Genomic DNA, 25,322 nt, shown 5'->3' with positions numbered 1-25,322 from the left:
CAGATGATTTTTTAGTTTTCCACGCCCATCACCTATAACTCAAAATCGACAGAATCTAAGTAAAGATTAAAAAAGAAATGCTAAATAAAGTAGTTCACAATCTTTATTTACAAAATGAATAACGATATTGTAAGGAACCGTATTGAGGTATAAGTTATGCCTTCAAAATCCACCCACAATCAAATTCCATCTACCATGGCAATTTGGAGTATTCAAAATACTTTCTTAACCATTATCCATTTTTCTTCGGAGGATCTATCTCGCCTGATAGAGTTCTTATTGTCACTTGAAAATACAGAAGATCAATTTTTCATTCTCAATCACCCCATTACCAAAAATGAACAGGAAAACATCCAAAAGGCCTTAGCGCATAGTTCTGAGTTGAAATTGGTGAAATTTGAGAAGGAAGAAGCTTTGAAGAAGAGTAAAATCTACTATTCAGAAAAAGAGTTTTTCGAAAAAAACAGTTCCGATTACCTATCCAACATTTATCTCAAGGAAGAAGAAAATGCTTCTTTTATCGAGAAATACTCCCTTTTGGCGGTTGTACTTTCAGGTAAAAGTACCGGATTGGCTGCCAAACTTTCCCTTTTGAAAAACAATAATGCCTATGTTTTGGTGGAAGAGCCGACAGATTGTAGATTTCCTGAAAACTCCGAACTCACCATTCAGTCTGAGCTGGCGGATGCAATTTTGGACAAAAAAGAACTTCCCAATCACCTTAAAAAAATATACCAAGGCAAATTTAGAATCCCATCCTTTAGCCGACTAGAAGCTAGTTTTACCAAAGACTTAATTGAGAAGCTACAAAGTGTTTTTTTCCTCTTCAATCAAGATGGAGAGATGTTGCTTTGGAATAGAATGGTCAATCAGGTAACAGGTCGCTCGGATGAGGAGTTGGGCAAGTTTGATGTGATTGACTTTTTCCCTAACAATGAAAAAAAGGCTATCAGGTCAAAAATACAGGTAGCGTTTCTACATGGGCAGTCAAGTCTTGAAGCCAATATTTTGCATAAAAATGGAGAAGTAAAACCTCATTTTTTCCGAGCATCATTCATCTATTTTCAAAATCAAGCCTGTCTCTATGGGGTAGGCGTTGACCTCACAGAGCAGAAGCAAAACCTCTTTGAAATCAGTATGATGACCAACAATACTGACGAGGCTTTCATATTCATAGATAGGTCTCTGAATGTAGTTTCTTACAATAAAAAGTTTGAGAAAAAGTACAAAGAGTTTTTCAGAAAGAAAGTAATCAAACACGAGAGCATTCTCAATTATACTAATCCATCCAAAAGGAATCAATTGGCTGAAATGTATAGTAAAGTACTAGAGGGAGAAACCTTTGTGACTGAAACCATAGTAACTGATGCAAAGGGAAAGGAACTAATCTATGAATTTACCCATAAGCCTGCTAAAAATGATAGTGAAGAAATTTTAGGGGTTTTCATTTCAGCATCAGATGTGACTTTGAAAAAAACTGCCGCTGAACAGTTGAAACAAAGTGAAAAGAAATTTAAGACCCTTGTACAGGAAGGATCCGATCTGATTGCAGTCTTGGATGAAAAAGGTAATTATAAATTTGCCAGTCCAAATCATGAAATCAATTTGGGGTACAGCAGTGAGGATTTACTGCATACATCTGCCTTTGCATTGGTTCATCCTGATGATAAAGCTGATTTACAATTCAAGATTCAAGCACTCAGCACCCAAAAAAGAGTCACATCACTCCCCTATCGGATCAAACACAAAGAGTCTGGCTGGAGATGGATGCAGGCCTCTGCTACTTACCTGAAAGATGATCCAAATATTGAAGGATTATTGATCAACAGCACTGACATTACCGACCTGGTCCATACCCAAAAGAAGCTGGAATCCAGTAATGAATTGTTCCATTATATCCAAAAAGCCACCAATGAAGCTGTTTTTGATTGGGATGTAAAAACCGATGAATTCATTTGGGGAGAAGGATTCAAGAGAATTTTTGGGCATCAAGCTGACATAAAAAGATTCCAATTAGAGCACTGGGTAGGTTTGATACATCCCACTGATGCTAAAAGGGAAAAGTTGAGGTGGGAAAATTTTCTTGAAGATAAGTCAAGGTTTCAATGGAACAATGAATTTAGATTTTTAGACAGCAATGGAAATTATCAATTTGTCGAAGAAGTAGCCTACTTGATCAGGGATGATGAAGGCAAGCCAATGAGAATGATTGGCTCTCTTAGAGAACAATCACACCTTAAACTTGACATGTTGAAGAATAATTTTTTGGCAGAAATAGGACAGTATTTCAAAAATGAATCAAAGACCAAGTTGATCCTTGACAACATCCTCGATCATCTGATCAAAATGAGTGAATCCGAGTTGGGAGAAGTATGGATGGTAAACAGCAAAAGAAAAAAAATTAAGCTATACACTTGGCTTGAAGGAACTGAAAATTTAAAAAAATTCTATTCGATTGAAAAGGACCGTACTGACTTTAATGAGGGAGAAGGCTTACCCGGAAAAACTTGGCAGTCAGGCAAAAGTCAAACTTGGCAAAAAAATTCCGGTAATAACGAATTTGTCCGTTCTAAAGGACTCAATCAATTAAAGGCTAACTCTATTATCTGTTTTCCATTGAAATATAATGACGAGGTGATCGCAGTTATTTTGCTAGGGAGCTTAAACAATCAAAATCAGGATTTTTATTATCAAATGTATTTCCGTCACTTGGAGAATTACCTTGGCTCAGAAATAGTCAGGAAGCAACAGCAAGAAGAGGTAAGTGCATTTTTTGAGAATGCCCCCGATATTCTTGCTATAGCAGATTCAGACGGGATGTTCAGAAAAGTTAATCCTGCATTTACCAAACTATTGGGGTATTCTCACGAGCATTTGACCTCTCAACCATTCGTCAACTTCCTTCATCCCGATGACTTAACTCCTACCAACAAAGAATATAAAGAAACCATCTCTGGCCTAAGGCAATCTGACAACTTTGTCAACCGATACCGTACAGTCAATGGCGATTACAAATGGATATCCTGGAAATCATCTGAAGTTTTTGGTGAGGAAGGTGTTGCCTATGCATTTGGAAGGGATGTAACTGATAAAGTCAAACTCAACAATCTTCTGGAAGATTCTAACAGGCTTGCAAAACTCGGTAGTTGGGAAGTAGACCTGAGTGATGGTAGCAATTACTGGTCATCCATTACAAGAGAGTTGATGGAGGTTCCCGATGATTTCTCCCCCACCCCAGAGAGTGGTATTCAGCTTTACAAAGAAGGATCTTCAAGAGAAAGTATCAGAGAAGCCGTGAAATTATGCATAGAAGAAGGTCATTCTTTTGACCTAGAGGTAATATTGGTTACTTACAAAGGGGATGAAAAATGGGTAAGAGTACTTGGTAAGGCAGAAAAAAAAGGAGGAAAAGTATCTGCAATTTCCGGAAGTATCCAGGATATTTCCGAAAGGAAAGCGGCCGAGATGGAGTTAAGGAAGTCAAACGAACGCTTTGAAAAAGCTTCTATGGCTTCCAATGATGCTATTTGGGATTATGATGCTGAAGCCGATAAACTCTACTGGTCTAATGGTTACAAAACATTGTTTGGTCATGATCCTGGTAGCTCAAGTCAAAAACTTCAAGGCTGGTTGGATAAAATCCACCCAAAAGATTTCCAAAGAATAAAAACCAGTTGGGACAAAATGCGAAATGACCCCAACATGGAGTATTGGAAAGAGGAATATCGCTATGAAAAGGCGGATCGCAGCTATGCCACGGTAGAAGATCGGGGTCTGATTGTCAGGAACAAAACGGGGCAAGCCATTCGGATAGTAGGCGCGATGTCGGATATCAGCCAAAGAAAAGAATTTGAAGCATCTCTTCAGGAACTCAACAGCGAACTGAAAAAACAGGCCAAGGAATTGGAAATGTCTAACTCAGAATTAGAGCAATTTGCATATGTAGCATCTCACGATTTGCAGGAACCACTTAGGATGGTCAGCTCCTTCTTGATTCAGTTAGAAAAACGATATGGAAATGAACTAGACGATAAAGCCAAACAATACATTCATTACGCAGTGGATGGAGCGCAAAGAATGAAACAGATCATTTTGGACTTATTGGATTTTTCGAGAGTGGGCAAAAATGAAGGAGACAAAACACTTATAGACCTCAATGAAGTAGTGGAAGAAGCCCTTTTGATGCATAGAAAAAGCATAGAGGAAAAAAATGCACAGGTCACTGTCGAGTTTATGCCAAAAGTTTTGGGCTATAAAACCCCTTATTTTCAGCTTTTTTATAACTTGATCAACAATGCTTTCAAATATTCAAAAGAAAATGTCCCTTTACAACTAAACATAACAGTCAAAGAGATTAAAAAGAATTGGCAATTTTCAATCCATGACAACGGGATTGGGATAGAAAAAGAATATTTCGACCGGATATTCATCATTTTCCAGCGCCTACATGGTAAGGATCAATATGGAGGAACTGGTATGGGGCTTAGCATAGTCAAGAAAATTATAGAAAACTTTAATGGGGAAATCTGGGTGGAATCAGAATTAGGTCTTGGTACAACTATCCACTTTACCCTACCCAAAATTAAAGCATGAATATCTGGAAAACATACTCACTGCATATCAGAAAAAATTTCGGACTTGATACCGGAGATTTGGATACCTCTTTACAATGGAGAACAATGCTTACCTATTACAGCGTTTTGTTCATTATTCCCCTTGTATTGATTCCCTACTTCCCCGGAGTCATATTTGCATTTCAATCCGAATACTTCAGCATAGTCATTCTAGATACTGTGGCGGTGGGCTTTTTAGTAGCCGCTGGATTTTTACCTAAAATCGCAATCAGTACCAGAAAATTTCTCTTTGTTTCTACTTTTTATATGGTATCATTTGGGTTCATGTTTATCATAGGTCTATCAGGTCCAACCTTTTTATACATGTTAGCCGCAAGCTTTTTCTGCACCATACTTTTCCCGGTCAAGTATGCCTATTATCCTACAATAGCCAATGTCCTCTTTTGCGTCATCATTGGATTACTTATCCCACTTGACGTTATGTTTTGGAAAGATGAACCTACGCACAACCTTCCTCAATTTGTTGCTGTAGCATCAAACCTGATTTTCTTAGGATTTTTTTCCTCGGCTTTATTCCCTAAAGTATTTGACTTGTTGGAAAAATCCATCAACAATGAAAGGATGTTAAAAGCCCAACTCAACCAACAAAATGATAATTTAGAAAAGGCCTTGAATACCCTAAAAGAAAAAAATGCAGAGCTGGAAACATTTGCTTACTCGGCCTCACATGACCTACAGGAACCTCTCAGAATGATTACTGCATTCCTGCATCAGTTAGAGAAAAACTACATCTCTTTGCTCGATGAAAGAGGCAAAAAGTATATTTATTTCGCTTCAGATGGGGCTGTCAGGATGAAAGACATGATTGAAGGCTTATTGGATTACTCCAGAGTAGGGAGATTCGATGGAGAAAAATCAATAATCAACCTGGATGAGCTTGTCCATAGCACCTTAAGACTATTTCAGGAATCAATCAAAGAAAAGAAAGCCGAAATTATTGTTCATCCATTACCCACAGTTGAAAGTTATGCACCCCCTATTTCTCAGATATTTTTAAACCTGATCAGCAATGCACTAAAATATTCCAAGTCAGACATACCCCCTATTATTGAAATCAGTAGTGTAGAAAAAGAAACGTATTGGCAATTTTCAGTCAAAGACAATGGGATTGGGATTGAAAAAGAATTCCACGATAGGGTATTCAATTTATTTCAAAAATTACACCATAAGAAAGATTATGAAGGTACAGGAATTGGACTTGCGATTGTGAAAAAATGCGTTGAAAATCTGGGCGGTACAATACTTTTGGAATCCGAAATTGAAAAAGGGAGTATCTTTTCTTTCAGTATCCCAAAAAAAACATAATATTAGCACGCAAATTAGTTCAAATGGCAGGTTCTAAAATCCATATTTTACTGGCAGAAGACAACGAAGGTGATATTCTGCTGACCTCAGAGTTGATTGAAGAAATCTCAATCAACTGTCCACTCTCGGTGGTCAGAGATGGAGCGGCAGCAGTTGATTTTTTATACAAAAGGGGGAATTTCAAAAATGCTTCCCTTCCGGACTTTATCCTATTGGACATCAATATGCCTAAAAAAAGTGGGCTTGAAGTTTTGGCTATTCTAAAAAATGACCCCAAACTTAAAGATATTCCAACAGCTATTTTGACCACTTCCTCTTCCTTCAACGACAAAATGACTGCACAGCAAAACAATGCTGACTACTTTTTCACCAAGCCTCTTGAAGAAATGGACCTCCAAAAAGTCTTAAACAAACTGCAATAATTGCATATATGCCTTAAAAACAACCGCCAAACGCATTCATGAATAAAACCCTTTCTGTGATCGTGATATCACAGTTTTTATGTACTTCTCTTTGGTTCGCAGGTAATGCCATACTCCCCGAACTGGCCGCTTCTATTGCGCTTTCACCAAGTTTTCTAGGTCACCTTACTTCAGCTGTACAATTGGGATTTATAGCCGGAACTTTGATTTTTGCCATATTCACCATCGCAGACCGCTTTTCTCCTTCATGGGTGTTTTTTACATGCGCGATAATAGCTTCTTTTTTCAATTTTGCCTTAAGCATAGATGGCATATCGGCCTTGAGTATTTTGGTTTCAAGATTTGGAACAGGGTTCTTTTTGGCAGGAATATACCCTGTAGGAATGAAAATCGCTTCTGATTACTTCCAAAAAGGTTTAGGAAAATCACTTGGATTACTGGTAGGAGCTTTGGTATTGGGCACCGCATTTCCGCATTTTGTACGGACATTTACCAGCGGACTGGACTGGCATTATGTGGTTTATGTCACCAGTGGTTTGGCTTTGGCTGGCGGATTTATGATGGCAGTCTGGGTGCCTGACGGGCCATATCGTAACCGTTCCAAAGGATTTGATTTCACTTTGTTTTTCTCGGTTTTTCAAAAACAAAAATTCAGAAAAGCTGCTTTTGGCTACTTTGGACATATGTGGGAATTGTATGCATTTTGGGCATTTACACCTGTTTTTTTGACTGCATATGGACTAAAGCATCAAGACAGTTTTGACCTATCATTATGGTCTTTCGTCATCATTGCAATAGGAGGCATATCCTGTGCGGTAGGCGGTATACTTTCCGAGAGATTCCTTCCAATCCAAATTGCACGTCTATCGCTTTCCTTGTCAGGCATTTGTTGCATCTTATCTCCTTTGATATTTTTACAGCCATTTTCAATAATTATGCTTGCATTTATGATGTTTTGGGGTGTAGTCGTTACAGCCGATTCGCCAATGTTCTCTACATTGGTAGCACAAAATGTCCCCACCCACAACAAAGGAACAGCCCTGACCATAGTCAATTGTATAGGTTTTGGAATCACCATCTTCAGCATACAATTGTTGAACTGGCTTCAAGTGATAATCAATCCGGCATATCTACTGATCATACTTTGTCTAGGACCTTTATTTGGTTCTATGAATATTGTGCAAAAGAATTTTTCACAGTCAGAAAAATAGTTTAATTCAAAAGACCTTACCACTACCTGGTTTTGAAGGTGGGAAATGAATGATTAGACCACAATAGATTAATTCAAGTATTTTTTATATAATTAGAATAAATTTGACTATTTCTGAGAGAAATTGACATATTCTTTTATATTTACTTATATGTACAAAAAAATACACATTCTACTAGTGGAAGATAATGAGGGTGATATTCTACTGACTCAAGAAGCGCTGGAGCAAAGAAAAATCAATAACCAACTTAGCATTGCAAGAGATGGACAAGAAGCATTGGATTTTGTGTACAAACGTGATAAATTCGAAAATGTAGAAGAACCAGACCTGATACTTCTTGACATCAACCTACCAAAAAAAAGTGGTCATGAAGTCCTACAAAAGATCAAATCAGATGAAAAGTTCAGGCATATACCGATTTTGATGCTAACCACCTCCTCTTCCAATATTGACATTTTTTCATCCTACACCAACCACGCCAACAGCTATATTACCAAGCCTGCGGAAGTTGATAATTTTTATGATGCCATTGCGTCAATAGAAGAGTTTTGGATGAATACAGCCAAACTTCCGAAACCATAAGTTTCATACATTCTCTTGAGCTTTCTACGAAATCCCTAAGGAGTCTTTACCTTTTGAAATGAAAAAATTGACCCGAAAACTACATCATTCAGGTCAATTTATTTTTTTAGTAGCACTTATGACCCTTTGCCTATCCGAGATTCAAATTTACTTTTTGCCCTGATTTTACCGCAAGAAATATGGCATCAATGATTTTCATATCTTTCAATCCTTCTTCTCCATCCACAGGGATTTCAGGTTTTTTGCCATCATAAATGATTGCTGCCATTTGATCCATCTGAGTCGTCTGATGTGTCACATGTGGCTTGGTGATGTCGCCGTCATGAGACCATGCTTTAATGGGACCATAGCCGGTTGAAGGCTGCATTTCAACAAAACCTTTGTCCCCTAGAAGGAAAAATTTATCGAGGTAATTCATGCTATAAGTAGACAAACAAGAGGCTATAACCCCACTCGGAAAACCCAATTGAAAAGTAATCGTCTCATCTACTCCCTCTTTGAATTTGACCGGATCAGTTTTGACTTCCTGAGCTGTCACCCAAATAGGCTCCTCTCCTACCATATACCTGGCACCATTTATTGCATAAATGCCAATATCCATCATTGCCCCACCACCGGCAAGGTCTTTATCAAGTCTCCATTGTGTAGGGTCTCCGATTATAAACCCGCTCAAGCCTTGAAAAAACTTAACCTCCCCAAGATCGCCGTTTTGACGTTTCCTGACTGCATTCAAGGTGTTGGCTTCAAAATGCATCCTGTAGCCAATCAGGAGTTTTACGCCAGCTTTTTCACAGGCTTCTACCATTTCCTTACCTTCTTGGGCATTGATTGACATGGGTTTTTCGCATATAACATGCTTACCGGCAGCTGCCACCCGCAGACATTGACCGTGATGTTGCGCATTTGGCGTGATGATATAGACTGCATCTATTTCGGGGTTATCCTTTATTGCATCAAAATTCTCGTAATTATACCGACTGCCTTCGGGCACATCATACTTGGCACCCCATGATTCTAATTTATCAGGAGTCCCTGAGATCAATCCTGTGATTTTGGCTCTTTTACAATCCTGCATTGCCTTGGCGACTCTATCAGCATAGCTTCCAAGACCCATTAGGGCAACTTTCAGAACAGGCCCATCTTGCACCTCAGGAATATACTCAGACTCAGGTTGGATGTAGGCGCTGCTGCCTATGGCAAATGGCAAAATCCCAGCACTTACAGTTAAGTGCTGTAAAAAGGTTCTTCTAGAATTCATGTTATCAAGGTTTAAAGGTTTTAAAACACCTTTAATATAGGCATAAAAAAATTACTTACTTATTTTGATTGCTTCTAAAAGCAGTCAACTTGTGATGGAAGGGTGCTAAAATATACCCGGAATTTTGAAGTTTACCCTGTTTTTAAACAAGGTTATTCTAAAGAATGATCATGCCATTTTAAAACCCATCAAACAGCCATTGGGTACAATGGTAAATAAGTTGCTGGTGTTTTGTGTATTTAAGAAATTACAGACTTTTATTTCTTAAAAGAGGTTAAACTAATGTTTATTCTAAAACAGAAGCTTTAAACCCTTCGTCTTCGATGTAATTACTTCCTAAATTTTCTCCTAATGAAAAACATCAAAGAATTGAAAAAAGCCATCTCCGTTTTTAAGTCTTATGGCATACCCTTGACAGGTCAAAGAAAAACAGCTAATTTTTACCTAGAACTCCACATGGACTGGATTTTTGTAAATGGATTGATTTATGAGTTGGAATTGGAGCTGAACAAAGAAATTCAAGAAGACAAAGTGAAAGATATTCAGACACCTTCAGAGGCTATAGCCTACCTTTTAAGTGCTTGACAAACTCTTCTGTTGATTTGGTGGTTGTGTTGAGAGAGATGAAAAAATTAATTGGATTTTCCTTCGTACTAGCACTCCCTATTTTTATTTGGATAATGGCAAAACCCACTACATCTGAAAAGATAAGTTATATATCAAACCCTAACTTGGAAACCATATCAGCACCTCCTGAATGGAAAGGTACGCCTATAGATGAGAAGGAAAGATTTGTAAATTTATACCACCCTTTTGAGTCTAGTTTTGCTGATTTGCTCAAATGGCAGACCAGCAAAAACCCCTATAAAGAAGAAAAGGAAAGTGAAAACAGAACCTTGATCGTTGATTTCGACCCTGAAGACCTACTTGGTGAAGAGGACTACATGTTATGGCTAGGTCATGCCACTTACCTATTGAGACTAAGTGGCCAAGTGATTTTGATTGACCCTATACTGATCGACAATACATTTTTAAAGAGAGATAGCAAGCTGCCATTTCCTATCGAGGAGCTCCCTCCTTTGGATTTCATCATGATTTCCCACAATCACCGAGACCACTGTGACAAGCAGACCATTCAATTTCTCTCCAAACAACATCCAAAAGCCAAATTCCTGACTGGGCTGGGACTCAAAAAAGTCATCAAATCATGGACAGAGGGACAGGAAATACAGGAAGCGGGATGGTATCAGCAATATCAAATTGACAAAACTGCCATCAATATCACCTATGTACCAAGTAGACATTGGTCCAAAAGGTGGCTTTGGGATGACAATAAAAGCCTCTGGGGAGGATTTTACTTCCAAACCCCTCAACAAAAAATTTACTTTATGGGAGATTCCGGTAAAGGTCCTCATTTTGAAGACATCAAAAATACGCTTGGTGCACCTGATTTTTGCCTGATGGGAGTTGGCGCTTTTAGGCCAGAGTGGTTTATGAACCAATCACACATCAGTCCAACTGATGCCATTGATGCCTTCAATGTGATGGAAGGAAAGTTCTTTATACCCATGCACTTTGGTACTTTTGACCTTTCAGACGAACCAAGGATGGAACCCTGGGATATTTTGGTGGAACATAGTGAGTTGATTCAAGGCCAGCTGATTGAACCCATGATAGGCCAAAACTTACTGAAATCGGAGGGACAATAAATAATCAGGAATAAGTTCTTCAAGCTTAGTCCTAAAAAAATAAAAATTAATCAATGAAGAATATCAAAGTAATTGCATTTGACGCAGATGATACATTATGGGTAAACGAACCCTACTTTAGAGAAGCAGAAGATAAATTCTGTGAATTGGTAAAAGATTACCTGCCCAAAGAAGAAGCCAACCAAGAGTTGTTTAAAACTGAAATCAATAACCTGCCTTTGTATGGCTATGGTGTGAAGGGATTTACACTTAGCATGATCGAGGCGATAATGAATATAACTGATAAAAAAGGTCCTCTGCATCTTGTAGAAGGGGCTTTGGCAATTGGCAGGGAGATTCTTGGCAAGCCAATCGAGCTGTTGGAAAATGTGGAAAAAACACTAAAATCTCTAAATGGAGACTATAGACTGGTCATGGCCACAAAAGGAGATTTGCTTGACCAGGAAAGGAAATTATTGAAGTCAGGCTTGGCCAGGCACTTCCACCACATCGAAATAATGAGCAATAAAAATAAGGAAGATTTTCAAAAGTTGATCCGTCATTTGGATTGCGCACCTGATGAATTTCTCATGGTAGGCAACTCACTTCGGTCTGATATCCTACCTGTTTTGCAGGCAGGAGGTTCTGCTGTATATGTTCCTTATCATATCACATGGGAACATGAAAAAATCGATCATCACATTGAGCATGACAATTTTCATCAAGTCGACACTATCAATGAAATTATTCCACTTTTAAAAGGTGAGGATTGTTTGAGTAGAAATTGATTGCTGTTTTGAAAATGCTGATTTGATCCGTTGATCAATTTTCTTTTGGGCTACTTCATGAATTAAGTTAATTTACGTTTATGAAGTCAGCCCTCTTTTTATTAGCAATCATTGTGCTATGGACGCCAATCCAAGCTCAAAACATATTGATATACACCCACAATGGTGAGGGTTATGTTCATGACAACGTTGAGGCCAGTACCCAGGCATTGTTAGGGATCGGAGAATCAAACTTCTATACGATGCAGGTAAGTGACGATCCTGATTTTTTCAAACCTGAGAATCTCTCTAAGCTTGATTTGGTAATTTTCAACAATACCAACAATGAGGCTTTTTACACAGATGCACAGCGAAAGGCCTTTAAAGAATTTATAGAAAAAGGCGGGAGCTTTGTAGGCGTCCATATCAGCACAGGTTCCGAAAGAGAATGGCCTTGGTTTTGGGAAATGCAAGGGGGTAAATTCCGAAGCCATCCAGCTTATCAGGCTTTTGACATAAAAGTGATCAACCCCCAGCATCCAGCTACAGCGTTTTTGCCAGACATTTGGAAATGGGAGGACGAATGCTACTATTTTGACCATCTAAATCCTGCCATCACCATCCTATTGGCGGCTGACCTCAGGACCATTGAAGACCCGCAAAAAGATACTTATCCAGGTAGTATTTTCGGCAATTATACCCCACTTTCCTGGTACCATCATTTTGGAAAGGCTAGGGTTTTTTACACTGCACTGGGACACAAAAGCGAGCATTACAGTGATGCGACTTTTTTAAAACACCTGACTGAAGGAATCAAATGGACATTAAGCAAATGAATAGGATTTTGATTTTTGTGTGTTCCATCAGCATTTTGGCCTGTTCTATGCCTGAAAAGGAGGGATTAGGGCATAAGGTCATTGGATACATACAACTTGAAAACTCCATCCTTGAAATCACTGAAGTCATTGACAGTCTTACTGTGCCTTGGGATATAGAAACTGCAAGATCAGGAGAGTTGTGGTTTACAGAAGTAGCAGGAAATGTATACAGGTATGATTTAGAGACGGGTGAAAAAAAGCATGTCCTGACTGTATCTGATATCCTGGCTAAGAAGTCTTATGGATTGTTGGGGATGACAGTACATCCTGAGAAAAACTATGTATTTATACACTATACCTTTGCTATCCCGAGGGAGGGTATGGATGAAAAAGTGAGTTCCAGGTTAGTCCGATATGAAATTGGAAAAGACACTCTGACCAATCCCCGAATCCTACTGGACAGTCTTCCCGGTGCGACCTTTCACAATGGGTCCAGGTTGGTAATTGGTTCAGACGACAAGCTCTATTTTTCTTTGGGAGATGTGGGTAAAACTGACAGGACCCAAGACCTTGATTTTTTGGGAGGTAAGGTCCTCAGGATAGAACTTGATGGAGGCATTCCTGAAGACAATCCTTATCCAAAGAATCCAGTTTGGGCCATGGGATTGAGAAACACACAAGGTTTGGTATTTGGGAAAAACAACCAACTCTATGGTTCAGACCACGGCCCTCTCAATGATGACGAGGTCAATTTATTGGTAAAAGGTGGCAATTACGGTTGGCCTGATGTACAAGGTTTTGCTGATTCTGAGGAGGAAAAAACCTACCAAAAGGAGCATCAAACAATAGATCCACTAAAGGCCTGGACACCGACTATTGCCACTGCCGGGATTTCTTACTTGAAAAAGGGAATCATTCCAGAATGGGACAATAGCCTTTTGCTTGTCAGCATGAAAGGGATGTCATTGCGGGTTTTGCACTTGAATGACGAAGGAACAGCTATTACCGAAGAGGGCATTTACTTACAAAAATATTTTGGCCGGTTGAGAGATGTTTCCATAGCAGAAAATGGCGACATTTTCATCAGTACCAGTAATAGAGACTGGCACCCAAGGTTCCAGCCTTGGATGTATCCCGAGCTTCCTGAAGGGCCAGACAAAATACTTAAAATTAGGATACTACAAGCTGAAAACGCGATAAACCATATTCTCCCCATCTTTCAAAAAGAAAAGGAAACAATGGTCTTGATGGATGAAAACTGGTCTTTTGAGGTCAGTGAGGACCTTGAAAAAGGAGCACAACTCTATACCCAACATTGCCTTACCTGTCATGGTCCCGATGGAAAAGGAGCAGAGGGATTGATACCTCCATTGGCTGCTACAGAATGGGTTACAGGTGATAAAGGGCGCCTGATTCGGGTAATGCTTCAAGGCCTATCGGAAGAAATAACCGTCAATGGACTTGACTACCACCAGGAAATGCCTTCATACCGACACCTCAGCGATGAAGAGATTGCGGAGATCCTGACTTTTATTAGAAACAGTTTTGGCAACAATGCAGGAGCCGTGATTCCAGGGGAAGTTTTCGAAGAAAGAAAAGCACTTTAAAAATTTGTGTTCCCATGATTTTATGCTAGAAGCTAATTTAAGCTAGTCTTTTCAAGATTTCGATATTGGTGGATATTGGGCATTCCTCCTATTGATTTAATTATCAATGATTTAAATGAAATTTAGACTTTGCTGGTATAATTCAGTATTTGCATTTATAAAAAGTGCCGCTAAAAAATAAAGCGGCAGAAGGATAGGTTTCCCAAAAGTTGTGTTCACCCCAAACCGACGGTGGTTTCCCCATTTTACCGTCTGTTCTTAACCATATCCGCTATGCTTAATTATGTTACCTGATTTTGGAAATCTTTTAAAAAATCCTGCTCCTGATTAAATATACATTCTTCAAAAAAGAATTGAAGGGGATAACTGATCTAAGAGAAATGCTTCTGAGTTACTTTATCAATTTACTTTTCCGGCTATTCATCCAGGAATATAAAAAGCCCAGACAAACGAAAAGCACAAACATTCCAAAAATCCAAAAAAACCTCTTTCCTGCTTGAGCCGGCATCATTACCTCTGCCCTGCCGACCAATACATTTCCTGCCCAAAAATAAGGAAGCTGCATCACTGATTCATTTTGATCCATAAATTCCAATTTGGCTTTTTGCATGGCCACATCAGCTGGCAAACCTTTGCTCAGGTATTTGTAAAACAATTCGGTAATCTGATAAGTAGTTTTACTTTCTACTTCCCAAAGTGTTGTCACGCTTGATGGAATTCCGGCTGCGGCAAAACCCCTCGCCAAAGAAAAAATTCCTTCCCCACTTATATTTTTCCCTATTCCTGTATTGCATGCAGCCAATACGATCAGCTGAGTTGACAAGTCTCCCAACAATTGTAACTCTGACAATGGCATAGATTCATCATAAAAATATAGCCTGGGTTCAATGCCTTCAGCATCGGCTACAGCATGGGAATAGAGCTGAACAATAGAGTATTGGGACAAATTATCCAGAAAACTCTGCTTTGTGGCTTTTTCATGCGTCACAAAATGATTCCTTGGAAAAAATGTATTGATCCTTTTCAAGGACAGGTCAGCCCCAAGCAGACTAGCTTGCTGAAGTTCTGCTTTGAATTCAACAGGAGCTAGGCCGAAAACCTGGTGTTTGGCTGTGGGTTTCATGTGCTTTTGCAAGAATCCTGCAGAGTAGCTATAACTCAATGCATGACTTTGAACCATATAGGAATCAGGGTCTTGACGGTCTTTCATCAATAGCTCGAATGGAACAAAATATTCATCTGGCGAGATAATCAACCGGTCAAAATCCTCAGCTGATTCGGGTACTAATTGAAGGTAAAGTTTCGATGCCAATTCCTGAAAACTTGAGAAGTTCTGATTTAACTTTCCTCTGTTTGACACGAGTGCATTTAATTGCTTGATGTTTTCATCCAAGCCAGACCTTTCTTTCTTTTCAAGCACCAACTTATTTTTGGCTACAAGCAAAGCATACTGGGCATCATCACCCAAGAAGTAAGAAATGAAGGCCTGACCATCCCCCAGAACCTGATGCTGAAACTGATCCAAGGAAATGACAGCCGTATCATATTTATACTGGTAGTAATTGGGATAACGGTTTTCCAATTCTTTGATAAAGGCTTCATAATTGGATTGGGCCTCAAACCAATTCACGGAAGCTGTGTAGAATGCCTGATCTTCCTTGTCTGTAGATTCCAAAACCGCTTTAAAAGTCAAAGACTCTTTTTTCAGTTGCTTTTCCCTATAAATATCTTCATCAGATAAAAACTTCAAAGCCCCCATTTCACTGAGCTTATCATTGAGCATCACGGCCCTGCTTTTTTCCATAAAATAAAAAGCTGCTCTGGGGTCATTTTTCTGGTAGGCAGCCTCCAGAGCCATTTCATAAACCGGTTTGGTATAGCCTCTCCAATATGCTTTGGTATTTTCAGCCTGCTGATCCCAGCGCATCAGGTCTATCACCTTATCGGCAAGCTTCAGGGTGGCAAGTGCATGTCTAAGCTGCTCTTGAGACCCACCATTATGCTGAAATTTCCTCAGCATATTTTCTCCCTTATTTTTTAGAATCATGGCAATTTCCATAAAATTGCTTGTCTGCTGGATTTGGGAGATTGTGGGATTTTCGTAGGGGTCAGCTGGGTCAAAATCTTTTACTGCAAGGCGCAGTGCATCTTGAAGGTGTGGTAATGCTTCATCAAAACGTTGCAGACGGATAAATGAAGCCCCTATATGATTGAGTGTGGAGAGGTGCTCTCTAGCTCCTTGGTAAGGTTCCAGATATTTTTGTGAACGGCGAAGGTAAGTCAATGCTTTATTGTCATCCTTTTCTGCCCAGGTGAAATACAGCTCGTCTAGGACATTGAGTACATTTCCCAAGTAGTCCATGGCAAGATAAATTTTTAGTGCCTTATTGAAGTATTCCTCTGCTTCCTCAGGTCTTCCACTCGTGGCAAGGTAAATGCCATAAGAATTATAAGCGAAAGCAGGGTACTCACCGGAATATTCACCACTTTCAAAAACCGCTATGCTTTGCAGGTATAATTTTTCGGCTTGTTCAAACTCCCCCAATTCCAACAAGGCTCTGGCCTTTTTGATCTGCAATAAATTTTCCTGCACAGTTCCCTCTAAACCTTTGATAAAACCAAAGGCATAATCTATGAGGTCCACTGTCCGCTGATACTCTCCTTTATTGAATGTGTAAACCGTCTTCCTGTCAAAAGTCACAAAAGCAGGTATAAAGGTTTCATCAGGAAACCTGCGGTGCAGGTGAAGAGCACTGTCATAATAAGCCTCAGCTTTTTCCTGCATACCAAGCTCCTGATAGGCAATTCCGATGTTACAAAAAGTAAAAGTCAGGTACAGCTCCTCTGCATGTGCTACATTGGATTTGTTGATAGCAATGGCTTCCTGCATCAGATTGATCGCTTCCTGAAATTCCCCCAATATCCGCTTGTAGTCAGCCAATCGGTGGATAATTTTGGCATAAACTCCGTTTTTGTCGTTTTGCATCAAAAACTGTTGCCTAATCAATTCCACTTTATCCTGCTTTTCCTCCCAGCTCAATTCGGGATCAGCATGTATGATATTCACCTGATCCAACCAAAAAGCAGGTTCGTCAACTGACTGTGCCAGCAACAAACCCACTTTTAATAGAAAAATAAAAACAATAAATAATATGCTTTTTAGAAAGTTCACATCAAGGCTGATTGTTTAACCTAATATAGGAAAAACCTCTGTTAACTTGTGAATTAAGTTCTTGATTTTCACGCCTGTCCGGAGGAAAAATATCATCTATCCAATCATATTTAGATTGATATGAAAAATCAATTCTTTCACGCTCGTTATTCCATTTAGCGGCAATTTTACCTGTGAAAATTGCCGTGGCAAAAGATGACCCAATCATCTCCTGCTGTTCTCCCCTCAGAGAAAAAGGCAATGCAAATCCAAAATTATCGTCAAAATCCGAACGAATAGCAACATCAACATGCCTGGGGCTATAATTTTGTTTTGGACTTACATAGTTTCCCTGAATATCTGAAGTAGTTACTGATATGACGTTGTTGATTTTTACTTTCTCATTTTCGCTTAGCACAGCCGGATAAAATGGGTTTTCTTCTAAGTTCCGGACAGTTCCTTGATCTTTTACTTCATTACCGGCAGCTGTAACAAATAGTATTTTGCCTTCATTTGCATAAGTGTTATGCAGGTAGTGCATGATAGGATGCCTACCATTTGTAAATTGAGAATATTCTGTACTGTCATAAAAGCCAAGACTGGTATTTATAATCGAAGCACCCTGGAAAACAGCATAATGAACCCCGCACACAAGAGAAAACAAAGTTCCTTTATTGTCCTCATTTAGCACTTTTACATTTAAAATTCGTGGGACATTAGCTGAATTGGCGTACAATTGTTCCAATATATATAGATTGACCAATGTTCCATGCTTATATGATGTGTTATCAGCAATATCAAAGGCTTCTCCATCTTCTGTAAAATTCCAACCATATTTTTCATTGGGAAAACAGGAATCATCATTTTTTGACTGCCACAGGTATTGATCCCCAAGAGTCTGACTATCTATTCCAGAGTCTAAAACAGCAATTATCAAATCGTCATTGGCTTGTAAACTGGATGTAGAAGCATAGGAATGCTGACTCTGAAATTCGGCAGTTTCATACAGCTCTGTAATGTAATTTAAAGAAATAGATACATTTTCATCACCTGTACTACCTGCTACTCCTGTAGGCGTAGTGCTTCTGATACCACTATGTCCATCCATTAAACTATTCAGTAAACTTTCAATGAAATACTCAATCCCTTCAGCTCTCCACAATTCGGTTAAATTGATGCAGCTTGCACATTTGATTTGTTCCGCATTTTCAAATTCTGCCCTTATCAAGGAGTCTACTTTTGGGGCATAAGTTTTGGCAACATTTCCATCTTTGTAAGCAACTACTATTTCTCCTTTGACAAAAGGAGTCTTTAGCCCTGTCAATGGGCTGCTGCCATTCTCTGCGCCTCTTGTATTATTTTCATTACAAGAGCATACACTAATCATTACCAGCAGCAAGAAGAAGAGGGGGATTTTTGAAAATTGTCTCATGTTTATTTTTTGGTTTTGGTTGGTAAAATGGTGGTTGACATAATAAACCAGGAACTACTAAACAGAATATTATACTATATATACATCAATATACTATAAAGTATTCTATTTTTTTATCCCAATAGGTGGTAATATTCTGATTGAAGCATTAATTTTTATTTGCTAAGGTTATATCCGAAGACTTCGGTAAGTGTTACTTATAAAAATGGAGTAATGCTGTCGGGTTGAACTTATCAATAGGCGATATATTTGTCATTAGAAGCTATAGAAAAAAGTAAGGAGTGAAAATTAAAAATTTGTAAGAGAAGCTTGAATTAACAAGTAAGTGGTATTAATTTCGGTTTTCAATTCGGGGTGTGGCGCAGTCCGGTAGCGTACACGTCTGGGGGGCGTGTGGTCGCAGGTTCAAATCCTGTCACCCCGACAGAATGGGTAATCAAAGCCTATCAAAAGCCTGTAAATCATATGATTTACAGGCTTTTACGTTTTTTAGTATTTTGCCAACGGATACTAATGGATACCTGCACTCCGGGAGGCGTGTTGGATATTTATATTGGCTCTAAATCAGAAGTTAATTCTTGTATATAGGTTCTATTAGTATGAAAGTGGATAATCACATTATTTCATATCTGGCAATTAAATGCATAAATATCAATGAATTTGTTACTTTAATTGCAAGTTTTGGGAAATAGCATACCAATATTTTTACCAAAGTTAACTTTACACATGATGGGTCAAGTTGGTGAGCAAATCAAGCTTGCTGGTCTTCGTAGGAAATTAAGTACCGGTCAGCTCGCTGAAAGGACTGGTATAAACAGGAGGACAATTTATAGCATAGAAAAAGGTTCACCAAGTAATAGAATTGGCTATTATTTAAATGTGCTCAAGGTCTTAGGACTTGAAAAGGATATCCTGAAATTGGCTAAAGATGATGAGCCGGGAAGAAAGCTCATCTATATACCCTCAATTTTCTTTGTTTTCTCAGAAATCAGAAAATGAAATTCTATTGTTGTAAAGGACAATGAAACATCCATTGTACACCAAAATGGTCTGTGCAGCTTCCATAATAATCGCCCCAGAACATATCCTGAAGTTCCATAGTGACTTTACCTTTTTTGGAGAGTGCTGCAAACAACTTCTGGGTTTCTTCTTTGGTATCTAAATGCAAGCTAACGTGTACATTGTTGCCAATTCTGACATCTAGTCCCATACTTGAAGGGCAATCAGAACCCATCAAAAGATGGCCACCCACAATTGGTAATGTCATGTTCATGATTAGGTTTTGGTCTTCTTCCGGCAAAGGGGGTAAACCTTCTGAAGGGGGCATGTCTTTGTACCTATGAACCCCTTCTATAAAGTCTGTCCCAAATACATCTTTGTAAAAAACAAAGGCCTTTTCTGTTTCACGTCTGAAATTGAGGTAAGTGCTTACTGTTGCCATATCATTAATCTTTAGTTTTCACAGATTGATTTTAAGGATTCTAATGCTTTTGGCCATGTTACTTCAAAATACTCATGATATTCTCCATTGGTATCTGTTATGATTTTCAGAAGTGTACCACCTTCTACAGATTCAAACCTGTATTCCTCCAATGCACCTGACCAAATACTTATTTCGGGACCTTCAGTAATTTCCTCACCTTTATCTAAAATCCCGTAGTGTTCTAAGCTTACTATTTCATTAGGAATTGACTTTTTTACCCTCGCAACCATTCCGCCTTCATTTCCTTCACTGTCAGTAGCAATAAAAAGAATTTTCTCCCCCTCTTCCCATGAACCACGGTAAAAAGATCCTGGATAAAATGCATATGTCCATTGGGTATAGGTGTCTTCAGACAACATAGTTTCGTACACTTTTTCTATCGGCGCTTCAATCAGGATTTCAAAATTCATCCTAACCTTTGCCGCCAGATTCTCTGTGTAAGATTTAAAATTATCCAATATTGATTGCCACCCCTGTTTTTGAAGCTCCTCTGAATTATCCTTTTCAGCTTCGAACTCCTGACTAACAACTACAAAGTTCTCTCTTTGCTCAAATTTTACATTAACCCTTCTTCCATCATCCAATACCGATGAAATCGATTCACCTTCCTTAATCTCTGTATACTTCCCTGAAAAATCAAAACCCATGCTGCCATCTTTCGCTTCCATTCTAAAGGAAAATTTCCCATCAGGTTGAAGCTTATTTTCAGCATTGGGGCAATGCCAAGAGTCTGAGGCAAAATTCCAATTGACAATATGATTAGCTAAAGTCCATGACTTCCATACCAAGCTTAATGGTGCGTGGATTGCAGCAGAAATTCGAATAATAGACATACTTTTTTGGATTGGTTTATATTTAAAAAACTATACTCACAAATATACCACTCCATATTGTATACAAATAGTTAAAAAACGACAATAAAAGGGTCAAATACGACAAAATCAACTTAGTTCAAGAAAAGGCCGTACTTGTTTTTATAGTCGACAGGTGAGATTCCAGCATACTTCTTAAAAATATCACGGAAAGATTTAGAATCGGAGTAGCCTACTTCATGCATGATTTCACTTACGGTTTTCCGGGTTTTTTCAAGGTTTCTCTTAGCAGCCTCTACCCTTACCCGCTGAATATATTCCAATACAGTATTACCAGTAGCATGCTTAAACCTCCTTTCCATAGTCCTCCGCACCATATTGAACCTATCACAAAGATCATCGACTGTGATTTTATTTTCAAAATTCATTTCCACATATTCCTGAATATCTATTACTTCCACATCAGCATGGTCTTTTTGTCCCTTAAAAATGATAAATGGAGACTGGGAATTTCTCCCCATATCGATCTGAAAAATTTTGGAACAATACACAGCTGCCTCCCTGTTTATCATCTTTTCTATGACATATAAAATCAGATTTGCAGATGAAAAAGCTCCTCCTCCCGTATAAATGCCATTTTCATCTGTGAGCAGGTGGTCAGGTTGAAGCTTGGTATTGGGAAAAAGCTTTTGGAAATCTGCAGCAGCCTTCCAATGAGTAACACACTTTTTACCATCCAACAGTCCTGTTGAACCTAATATAAAAGCACCCAAACATAGCGTGACCACTTCAGCTCCCATGGCATATTGTCTTCTGATCCATGAAAAAAAACCGCTGTTTTCCTGTAAGGAAGAAGCCATATCTGCTGTCACAGGAGGGATAATTATGATATCAGTTTTAGGTACATCTTTCAATACTTTGTCTGGTTTGACGGTGTATAAGCCATTGTTCAGGGAGACTTCTGATACCAATCCTACAAGGTTGACATGAAACATGGGTGCCTTCCCTTTCACCCTTAAGTATTCATTGGCTTCCAGTAGACCTTGCCTTGCATTTTCTAATCCACCAAGATTTACTTGATGCAACAATAAAATCGATACATGTTTCATACTGCAAATTTATTTTTTAAGTATGTCGTAATCAACCTCATACAATGTCGGATTTACACAGGATAAATCTTTCATATTCCACTTAGTTTTGTGGTCTAGCACTCAAATACTTCTAACAATTTACTAACTATAGACATGATCAAGCAAATTTATCTCAATCTTCCAGTGAAAGACCTTAATAAATCTATTGAATTCTTTTCGCATTTAGGTTTTACATTCAACAGTCAGTTTACAGATGAAACAGCAGCATGTATGGTCTTAGGAGAAAACATCTACGTCATGCTACTTACAGAAGAAAAATTCAGTCAGTTTACGGACAGAAAAATCGCAGATGGCCACCAAACCTCAGAAATGCTTATCGCTATAGATGCGCCAAGCAGAGGAGCAGTAGATGAAATGGTAAACAAAGCGCTTGAGGCCGGTGGATCCTTATATTCCAAACCACAGGACCATGGATGGATGTATCAAAACTCCTTTGCAGATTTGGATGGGCACCAGTGGGAGGTACTTTTTATGGATGAGGAAGCACTTGCGAAACAAACATCCTGAGTATGTACCAAATTGAGCATCTTAATAAAATCAAAGTTCCTACCGAAAAGGTTTTTGGGGCAATCACAACAAAAGAGGGGCTTTCAGCTATCTGGACGCCGAAGCTTAAAGTAGAGCCAATACTCGGTCATGTCAATGAATTTGACTTTGATGAGGGATACGTGACCAAAATGAAAGTGATTGAACTTAAGGAAAGCCAACATGTCGCTTGGCATTGCGTGGCTTCAGATAATGAATGGCTAGACACAATTGTCAGGTTCGATATTAGAGTAAAAAATAATAGTACTGAAATTATCCTTACCCATAGTAATTGGAGGGAAGTCACTGATTATTACCGATGGTGCAACTACCATTGGGGAATGTTTTTATATAGACTGAAAAATTATTGTGAAAAATGAATCGTTGCTAACAGGAAAACAAGTAGAGGTATTTTGCACTAATGTGACAAAACAAGAATCCGCAGATATGATTTTGGCTCAGTCCCAATTGTTTTACCCACAATACAAAGTGAATTTTGACCTAGATGACTGTGACAATATCTTTAGGGTTGAATTTTGTGAGAAAATAAACCTTGAAGTGATCCAGCATGTATTTCAGAAAAATGGATTCAGGGTATGCTTATTGGAAGACCACCAAAATTAAATGAATGAGCATTCCATTAATCTTTTGGACTTTGTCATCAAAAGACCAAAAAATATGGCTAGAAAAAGAATAAACAAGGTGTCTTTTGACAGAAGATCTAAAATTATATTCCAAAATATTAATCCAGTTTTCTACTGATCCCATTTACAATCTCTCTCATCATTTCTTTGGCTGATTCCGGTGCTATAAGCTTGACTGAGTCGGCCATCTGAAGCAACCATCTCACAAACCCTTCACTGGAAGAAGTCATAAACTTCATCTCTACATGGTCCTTATGCCTGGTTTCCATCACCAATCCCATATTGTACTTTTGTACCCTGAGGTACTTTTCCTGCTCAAAAGGAACCGCAATGGTAAACTCAAAAAGATTTTCTGCACTTCTGACTTTTTCAAGATATTCAAGCAAACTTGGATGTGATTTTTGGCTGTATGTTTCAGTACCCAGTTGTAAACTGCTGACCCTGTCGAGGCGGAAATTCCTGTAATCTCTCCTTAATCTGCACCATGCTATCAGGTACCATTGTCCAAATGAAAAATATACCCCAAGAGGTTCTACAGTACGAGTGGAAGTCTTTTCTTCTTCAAAGGTGGTGTAGGTAATTGTAACTATAAATTTACCTGACAGGGCTTGCAGTAGGAGATTCAAGTAATCTTTGCTTTGTACATCCGACAGAGGGTTATGGTGAAAAAGAACACCGATTTGCTGTCCCAAACTCTCCAACTCATCCTTCTGATGATTCTTTAAGACCGACTTGATTTTTATCATCGCTGAGTTCAAGTGTTGGCTACTCCCCTTATCCGATAGCTGAGACACAAGTTTTTCAGCCAATATCAGAGCCATCCCCTCTTCCTGAGTGAACATCACAGGCGGTAACCTGTATCCTTCCACCAATGAATATCCCATACCTGCTTCTCCAATTACAGGAATCCCTCCTTCTTCCAAAGCTCTGATGTCTCTGTAGACGGTTCTAAGGCTAATACCAAACCTTTCAGCAATTTCTTTGCCTTTGACCACCCTTTTCGATTGAAGCTGGGTGAGGATAGCCGTTAACCTGTCAACTCTGTTCATGATATTTTTTTAAAAGTTTAAAAATACTACTGACATACTGTTGTCACAAGTCATATGTTTTTTTGTATAAACAAATTCAAAAACACTATGAAAACACAAGAAACAATGCTCACTCCCATTTCAAAGGATCAATTTTTGAACCACTGGCAGGGTCATCGCTTACTTACCAGAAAGGTAATTGAAACGTTTCCAGAAAAAGAACTTTTTGATTTTTCCATTGGAGGCATGAGGACATTTGCTCAGATGGTAGCCGAACTTTTGGCCATAGCGGCTCCTGGTGTCAAGGGCTTGGCGACTGACCTTTGGGAGGAACTCGATGAAAATGACCGCTCAGGCAACAGTAAAGAAAAATTATTAGAGCTCTGGGATAAATCCACAGAAGAAATCAATCATTACTGGCCACAAATCAGTGATGAAAGATTTCAGGAAGAACTTTTGGCCTTTGGTCAGTACAAAGACAAAGGATACTGTACACTTTTGTATTTCATTGACAACGAAATCCACCACAGGGGTCAGGGTTATGTATATTTGCGTGCTTTAGGTATTGAGCCTCCTGCTTTTTGGGAAAGACAATTTTGAGTTTAACAACAGCTATCCTTTTTATCCTAAATACAAATGCGGTATGGATTGAAAAGCAATGAAATGGTCAAGGAAAAGGAAGTGAATTTTAGAGCAAACTTAAAATTCAGCCTCCAACCTTGGCCTTTTTATTTTCAGTTCCATTTACTCCACCTCTCTTTTTTCCTTCATTAAATGCTTACAGTAATAAACTTAAACGAAGAA

Annotated in this window: 22 protein-coding genes and 1 tRNA gene; 16 read left to right on the top strand and 7 right to left on the bottom strand. The window is 38.8% G+C overall.

Translation table 11 applies throughout. The annotated features are described in order from the left end of the window. Positions 1–195 precede the first annotated feature (195 nt). From CLW00_RS18605 to CLW00_RS18585, 5 genes are all read left to right on the top strand, one after another. Positions 196–4,593 (top strand): PAS domain S-box protein, encoded by a 4,398-nt coding sequence (locus tag CLW00_RS18605; protein ID WP_170073250.1) that lies wholly within the window; start codon positions 196–198, stop codon positions 4,591–4,593. Beyond that, positions 4,590–5,939: a sensor histidine kinase gene (locus tag CLW00_RS18600; protein WP_106135211.1), complete on the top strand. Its 1,350-nt coding sequence runs from the start codon at positions 4,590–4,592 to the stop codon at positions 5,937–5,939. Before CLW00_RS18605 ends, CLW00_RS18600 begins: the two co-directional genes overlap by 4 nt. Before the next feature lie 23 nt (positions 5,940–5,962). Next, positions 5,963–6,361 carry a response regulator gene (locus CLW00_RS18595; RefSeq protein ID WP_106135210.1) on the top strand — a complete coding sequence of 133 codons (399 nt, stop codon included), beginning with the start codon at positions 5,963–5,965 and terminating at the stop codon, positions 6,359–6,361. A 38-nt stretch (positions 6,362–6,399) separates the two neighbouring features. Then, positions 6,400–7,572: an MFS transporter gene (locus CLW00_RS18590; RefSeq protein WP_106135209.1), complete on the top strand. Its 1,173-nt coding sequence runs from the start codon at positions 6,400–6,402 to the stop codon at positions 7,570–7,572. A gap of 150 nt (positions 7,573–7,722) precedes the next feature. Continuing rightward, the gene (locus CLW00_RS18585) at positions 7,723–8,154 is read left to right on the top strand and encodes a response regulator (protein ID WP_106135208.1); all 432 of its coding nucleotides are present in this window, start codon (positions 7,723–7,725) and stop codon (positions 8,152–8,154) included. Between the two features lie 130 nt (positions 8,155–8,284). Here CLW00_RS18585 and CLW00_RS18580 read toward each other — a convergent pair whose 3' ends face one another. Further along, the gene (locus tag CLW00_RS18580) at positions 8,285–9,412 is read right to left on the bottom strand and encodes a Gfo/Idh/MocA family protein (protein ID WP_106135207.1); all 1,128 of its coding nucleotides are present in this window, start codon (positions 9,410–9,412) and stop codon (positions 8,285–8,287) included. Positions 9,413–9,763: 351 nt separating this feature from the next. Between CLW00_RS18580 and CLW00_RS18575 the strand changes: the two genes are divergently transcribed. From CLW00_RS18575 to CLW00_RS18555, 5 genes are all read left to right on the top strand, one after another. Beyond that, entirely contained in the window at positions 9,764–9,997 is a 234-nt protein-coding gene (locus tag CLW00_RS18575) for an acyl carrier protein (protein ID WP_106135206.1), read from the top strand. A gap of 146 nt (positions 9,998–10,143) precedes the next feature. Next, positions 10,144–11,121 carry an MBL fold metallo-hydrolase gene (locus CLW00_RS18570; protein WP_245917391.1) on the top strand — a complete coding sequence of 326 codons (978 nt, stop codon included), beginning with the start codon at positions 10,144–10,146 and terminating at the stop codon, positions 11,119–11,121. Positions 11,122–11,174: 53 nt separating this feature from the next. Continuing rightward, on the top strand, positions 11,175–11,888 hold the full coding sequence (locus tag CLW00_RS18565) for an HAD family hydrolase (protein WP_106135205.1): 714 nt from the start codon (positions 11,175–11,177) through the stop codon (positions 11,886–11,888). Between the two features lie 80 nt (positions 11,889–11,968). Further along, entirely contained in the window at positions 11,969–12,703 is a 735-nt protein-coding gene (locus CLW00_RS18560) for a ThuA domain-containing protein (protein WP_106135204.1), read from the top strand. Further along, positions 12,700–14,292, top strand: coding sequence for a PQQ-dependent sugar dehydrogenase (locus tag CLW00_RS18555; RefSeq protein ID WP_245917389.1), 1,593 nt, complete (start codon positions 12,700–12,702; stop codon positions 14,290–14,292). Before CLW00_RS18560 ends, CLW00_RS18555 begins: the two co-directional genes overlap by 4 nt. A gap of 391 nt (positions 14,293–14,683) precedes the next feature. Here CLW00_RS18555 and CLW00_RS18550 read toward each other — a convergent pair whose 3' ends face one another. Both CLW00_RS18550 and CLW00_RS18545 read right to left on the bottom strand, forming a co-directional pair. Beyond that, on the bottom strand, positions 14,684–17,464 hold the full coding sequence (locus CLW00_RS18550; protein ID WP_146131459.1) for a CHAT domain-containing protein: 2,781 nt from the start codon (positions 17,462–17,464) through the stop codon (positions 14,684–14,686). A 1-nt stretch (position 17,465) separates the two neighbouring features. Continuing rightward, complete coding sequence (locus tag CLW00_RS18545) at positions 17,466–18,875, bottom strand: S8 family peptidase (protein ID WP_106135202.1); 1,410 nt, start codon at positions 18,873–18,875, stop codon at positions 17,466–17,468. Positions 18,876–19,225: 350 nt separating this feature from the next. Between CLW00_RS18545 and CLW00_RS18540 the strand changes: the two genes are divergently transcribed. Beyond that, positions 19,226–19,299 (top strand) — tRNA-Pro (locus CLW00_RS18540). Between the two features lie 302 nt (positions 19,300–19,601). Beyond that, positions 19,602–19,874 carry a helix-turn-helix domain-containing protein gene (locus CLW00_RS18535; RefSeq protein ID WP_106135201.1) on the top strand — a complete coding sequence of 91 codons (273 nt, stop codon included), beginning with the start codon at positions 19,602–19,604 and terminating at the stop codon, positions 19,872–19,874. A 4-nt stretch (positions 19,875–19,878) separates the two neighbouring features. Here CLW00_RS18535 and CLW00_RS18530 read toward each other — a convergent pair whose 3' ends face one another. From CLW00_RS18530 to CLW00_RS18520, 3 genes are all read right to left on the bottom strand, one after another. Continuing rightward, positions 19,879–20,316 carry a VOC family protein gene (locus tag CLW00_RS18530; RefSeq protein WP_106135200.1) on the bottom strand — a complete coding sequence of 146 codons (438 nt, stop codon included), beginning with the start codon at positions 20,314–20,316 and terminating at the stop codon, positions 19,879–19,881. Between the two features lie 11 nt (positions 20,317–20,327). After that, the gene (locus CLW00_RS18525; protein ID WP_106135199.1) at positions 20,328–21,191 is read right to left on the bottom strand and encodes an SRPBCC family protein; all 864 of its coding nucleotides are present in this window, start codon (positions 21,189–21,191) and stop codon (positions 20,328–20,330) included. 113 nt (positions 21,192–21,304) lie between these two features. Next, positions 21,305–22,279 carry a GlxA family transcriptional regulator gene (locus tag CLW00_RS18520; RefSeq protein ID WP_106135198.1) on the bottom strand — a complete coding sequence of 325 codons (975 nt, stop codon included), beginning with the start codon at positions 22,277–22,279 and terminating at the stop codon, positions 21,305–21,307. A gap of 135 nt (positions 22,280–22,414) precedes the next feature. Between CLW00_RS18520 and CLW00_RS18515 the strand changes: the two genes are divergently transcribed. From CLW00_RS18515 to CLW00_RS18505, 3 genes are read left to right on the top strand one after another with little or no spacing between them, the layout of a single operon-like run. Further along, positions 22,415–22,828: a VOC family protein gene (locus CLW00_RS18515; RefSeq protein ID WP_106135197.1), complete on the top strand. Its 414-nt coding sequence runs from the start codon at positions 22,415–22,417 to the stop codon at positions 22,826–22,828. A gap of 2 nt (positions 22,829–22,830) precedes the next feature. Further along, a complete protein-coding gene (locus CLW00_RS18510; RefSeq protein ID WP_106135196.1) occupies positions 22,831–23,226 on the top strand; it encodes an SRPBCC family protein in 396 nt (131 codons plus the stop codon). Next, the gene (locus CLW00_RS18505) at positions 23,216–23,470 is read left to right on the top strand and encodes a hypothetical protein (RefSeq protein ID WP_245917387.1); all 255 of its coding nucleotides are present in this window, start codon (positions 23,216–23,218) and stop codon (positions 23,468–23,470) included. Before CLW00_RS18510 ends, CLW00_RS18505 begins: the two co-directional genes overlap by 11 nt. Before the next feature lie 118 nt (positions 23,471–23,588). Here the strand turns inward: CLW00_RS18505 and CLW00_RS18500 are convergent, their stop codons facing one another. Then, the gene (locus tag CLW00_RS18500) at positions 23,589–24,539 is read right to left on the bottom strand and encodes a helix-turn-helix transcriptional regulator (RefSeq protein ID WP_106135195.1); all 951 of its coding nucleotides are present in this window, start codon (positions 24,537–24,539) and stop codon (positions 23,589–23,591) included. A gap of 87 nt (positions 24,540–24,626) precedes the next feature. Here CLW00_RS18500 and CLW00_RS18495 point away from each other — a divergent pair, with 87 nt between their 5' ends. Continuing rightward, positions 24,627–25,118 (top strand): DinB family protein, encoded by a 492-nt coding sequence (locus CLW00_RS18495; protein ID WP_106135194.1) that lies wholly within the window; start codon positions 24,627–24,629, stop codon positions 25,116–25,118. Positions 25,119–25,322 lie beyond the last annotated feature (204 nt).

The organism is Mongoliibacter ruber, from assembly GCF_003003005.1.
Taxonomy (GTDB): Bacteria; Bacteroidota; Bacteroidia; order Cytophagales; family Cyclobacteriaceae; genus Mongoliibacter; species Mongoliibacter ruber.
This window is presented reverse-complemented; position numbering and strand designations above follow the sequence as displayed.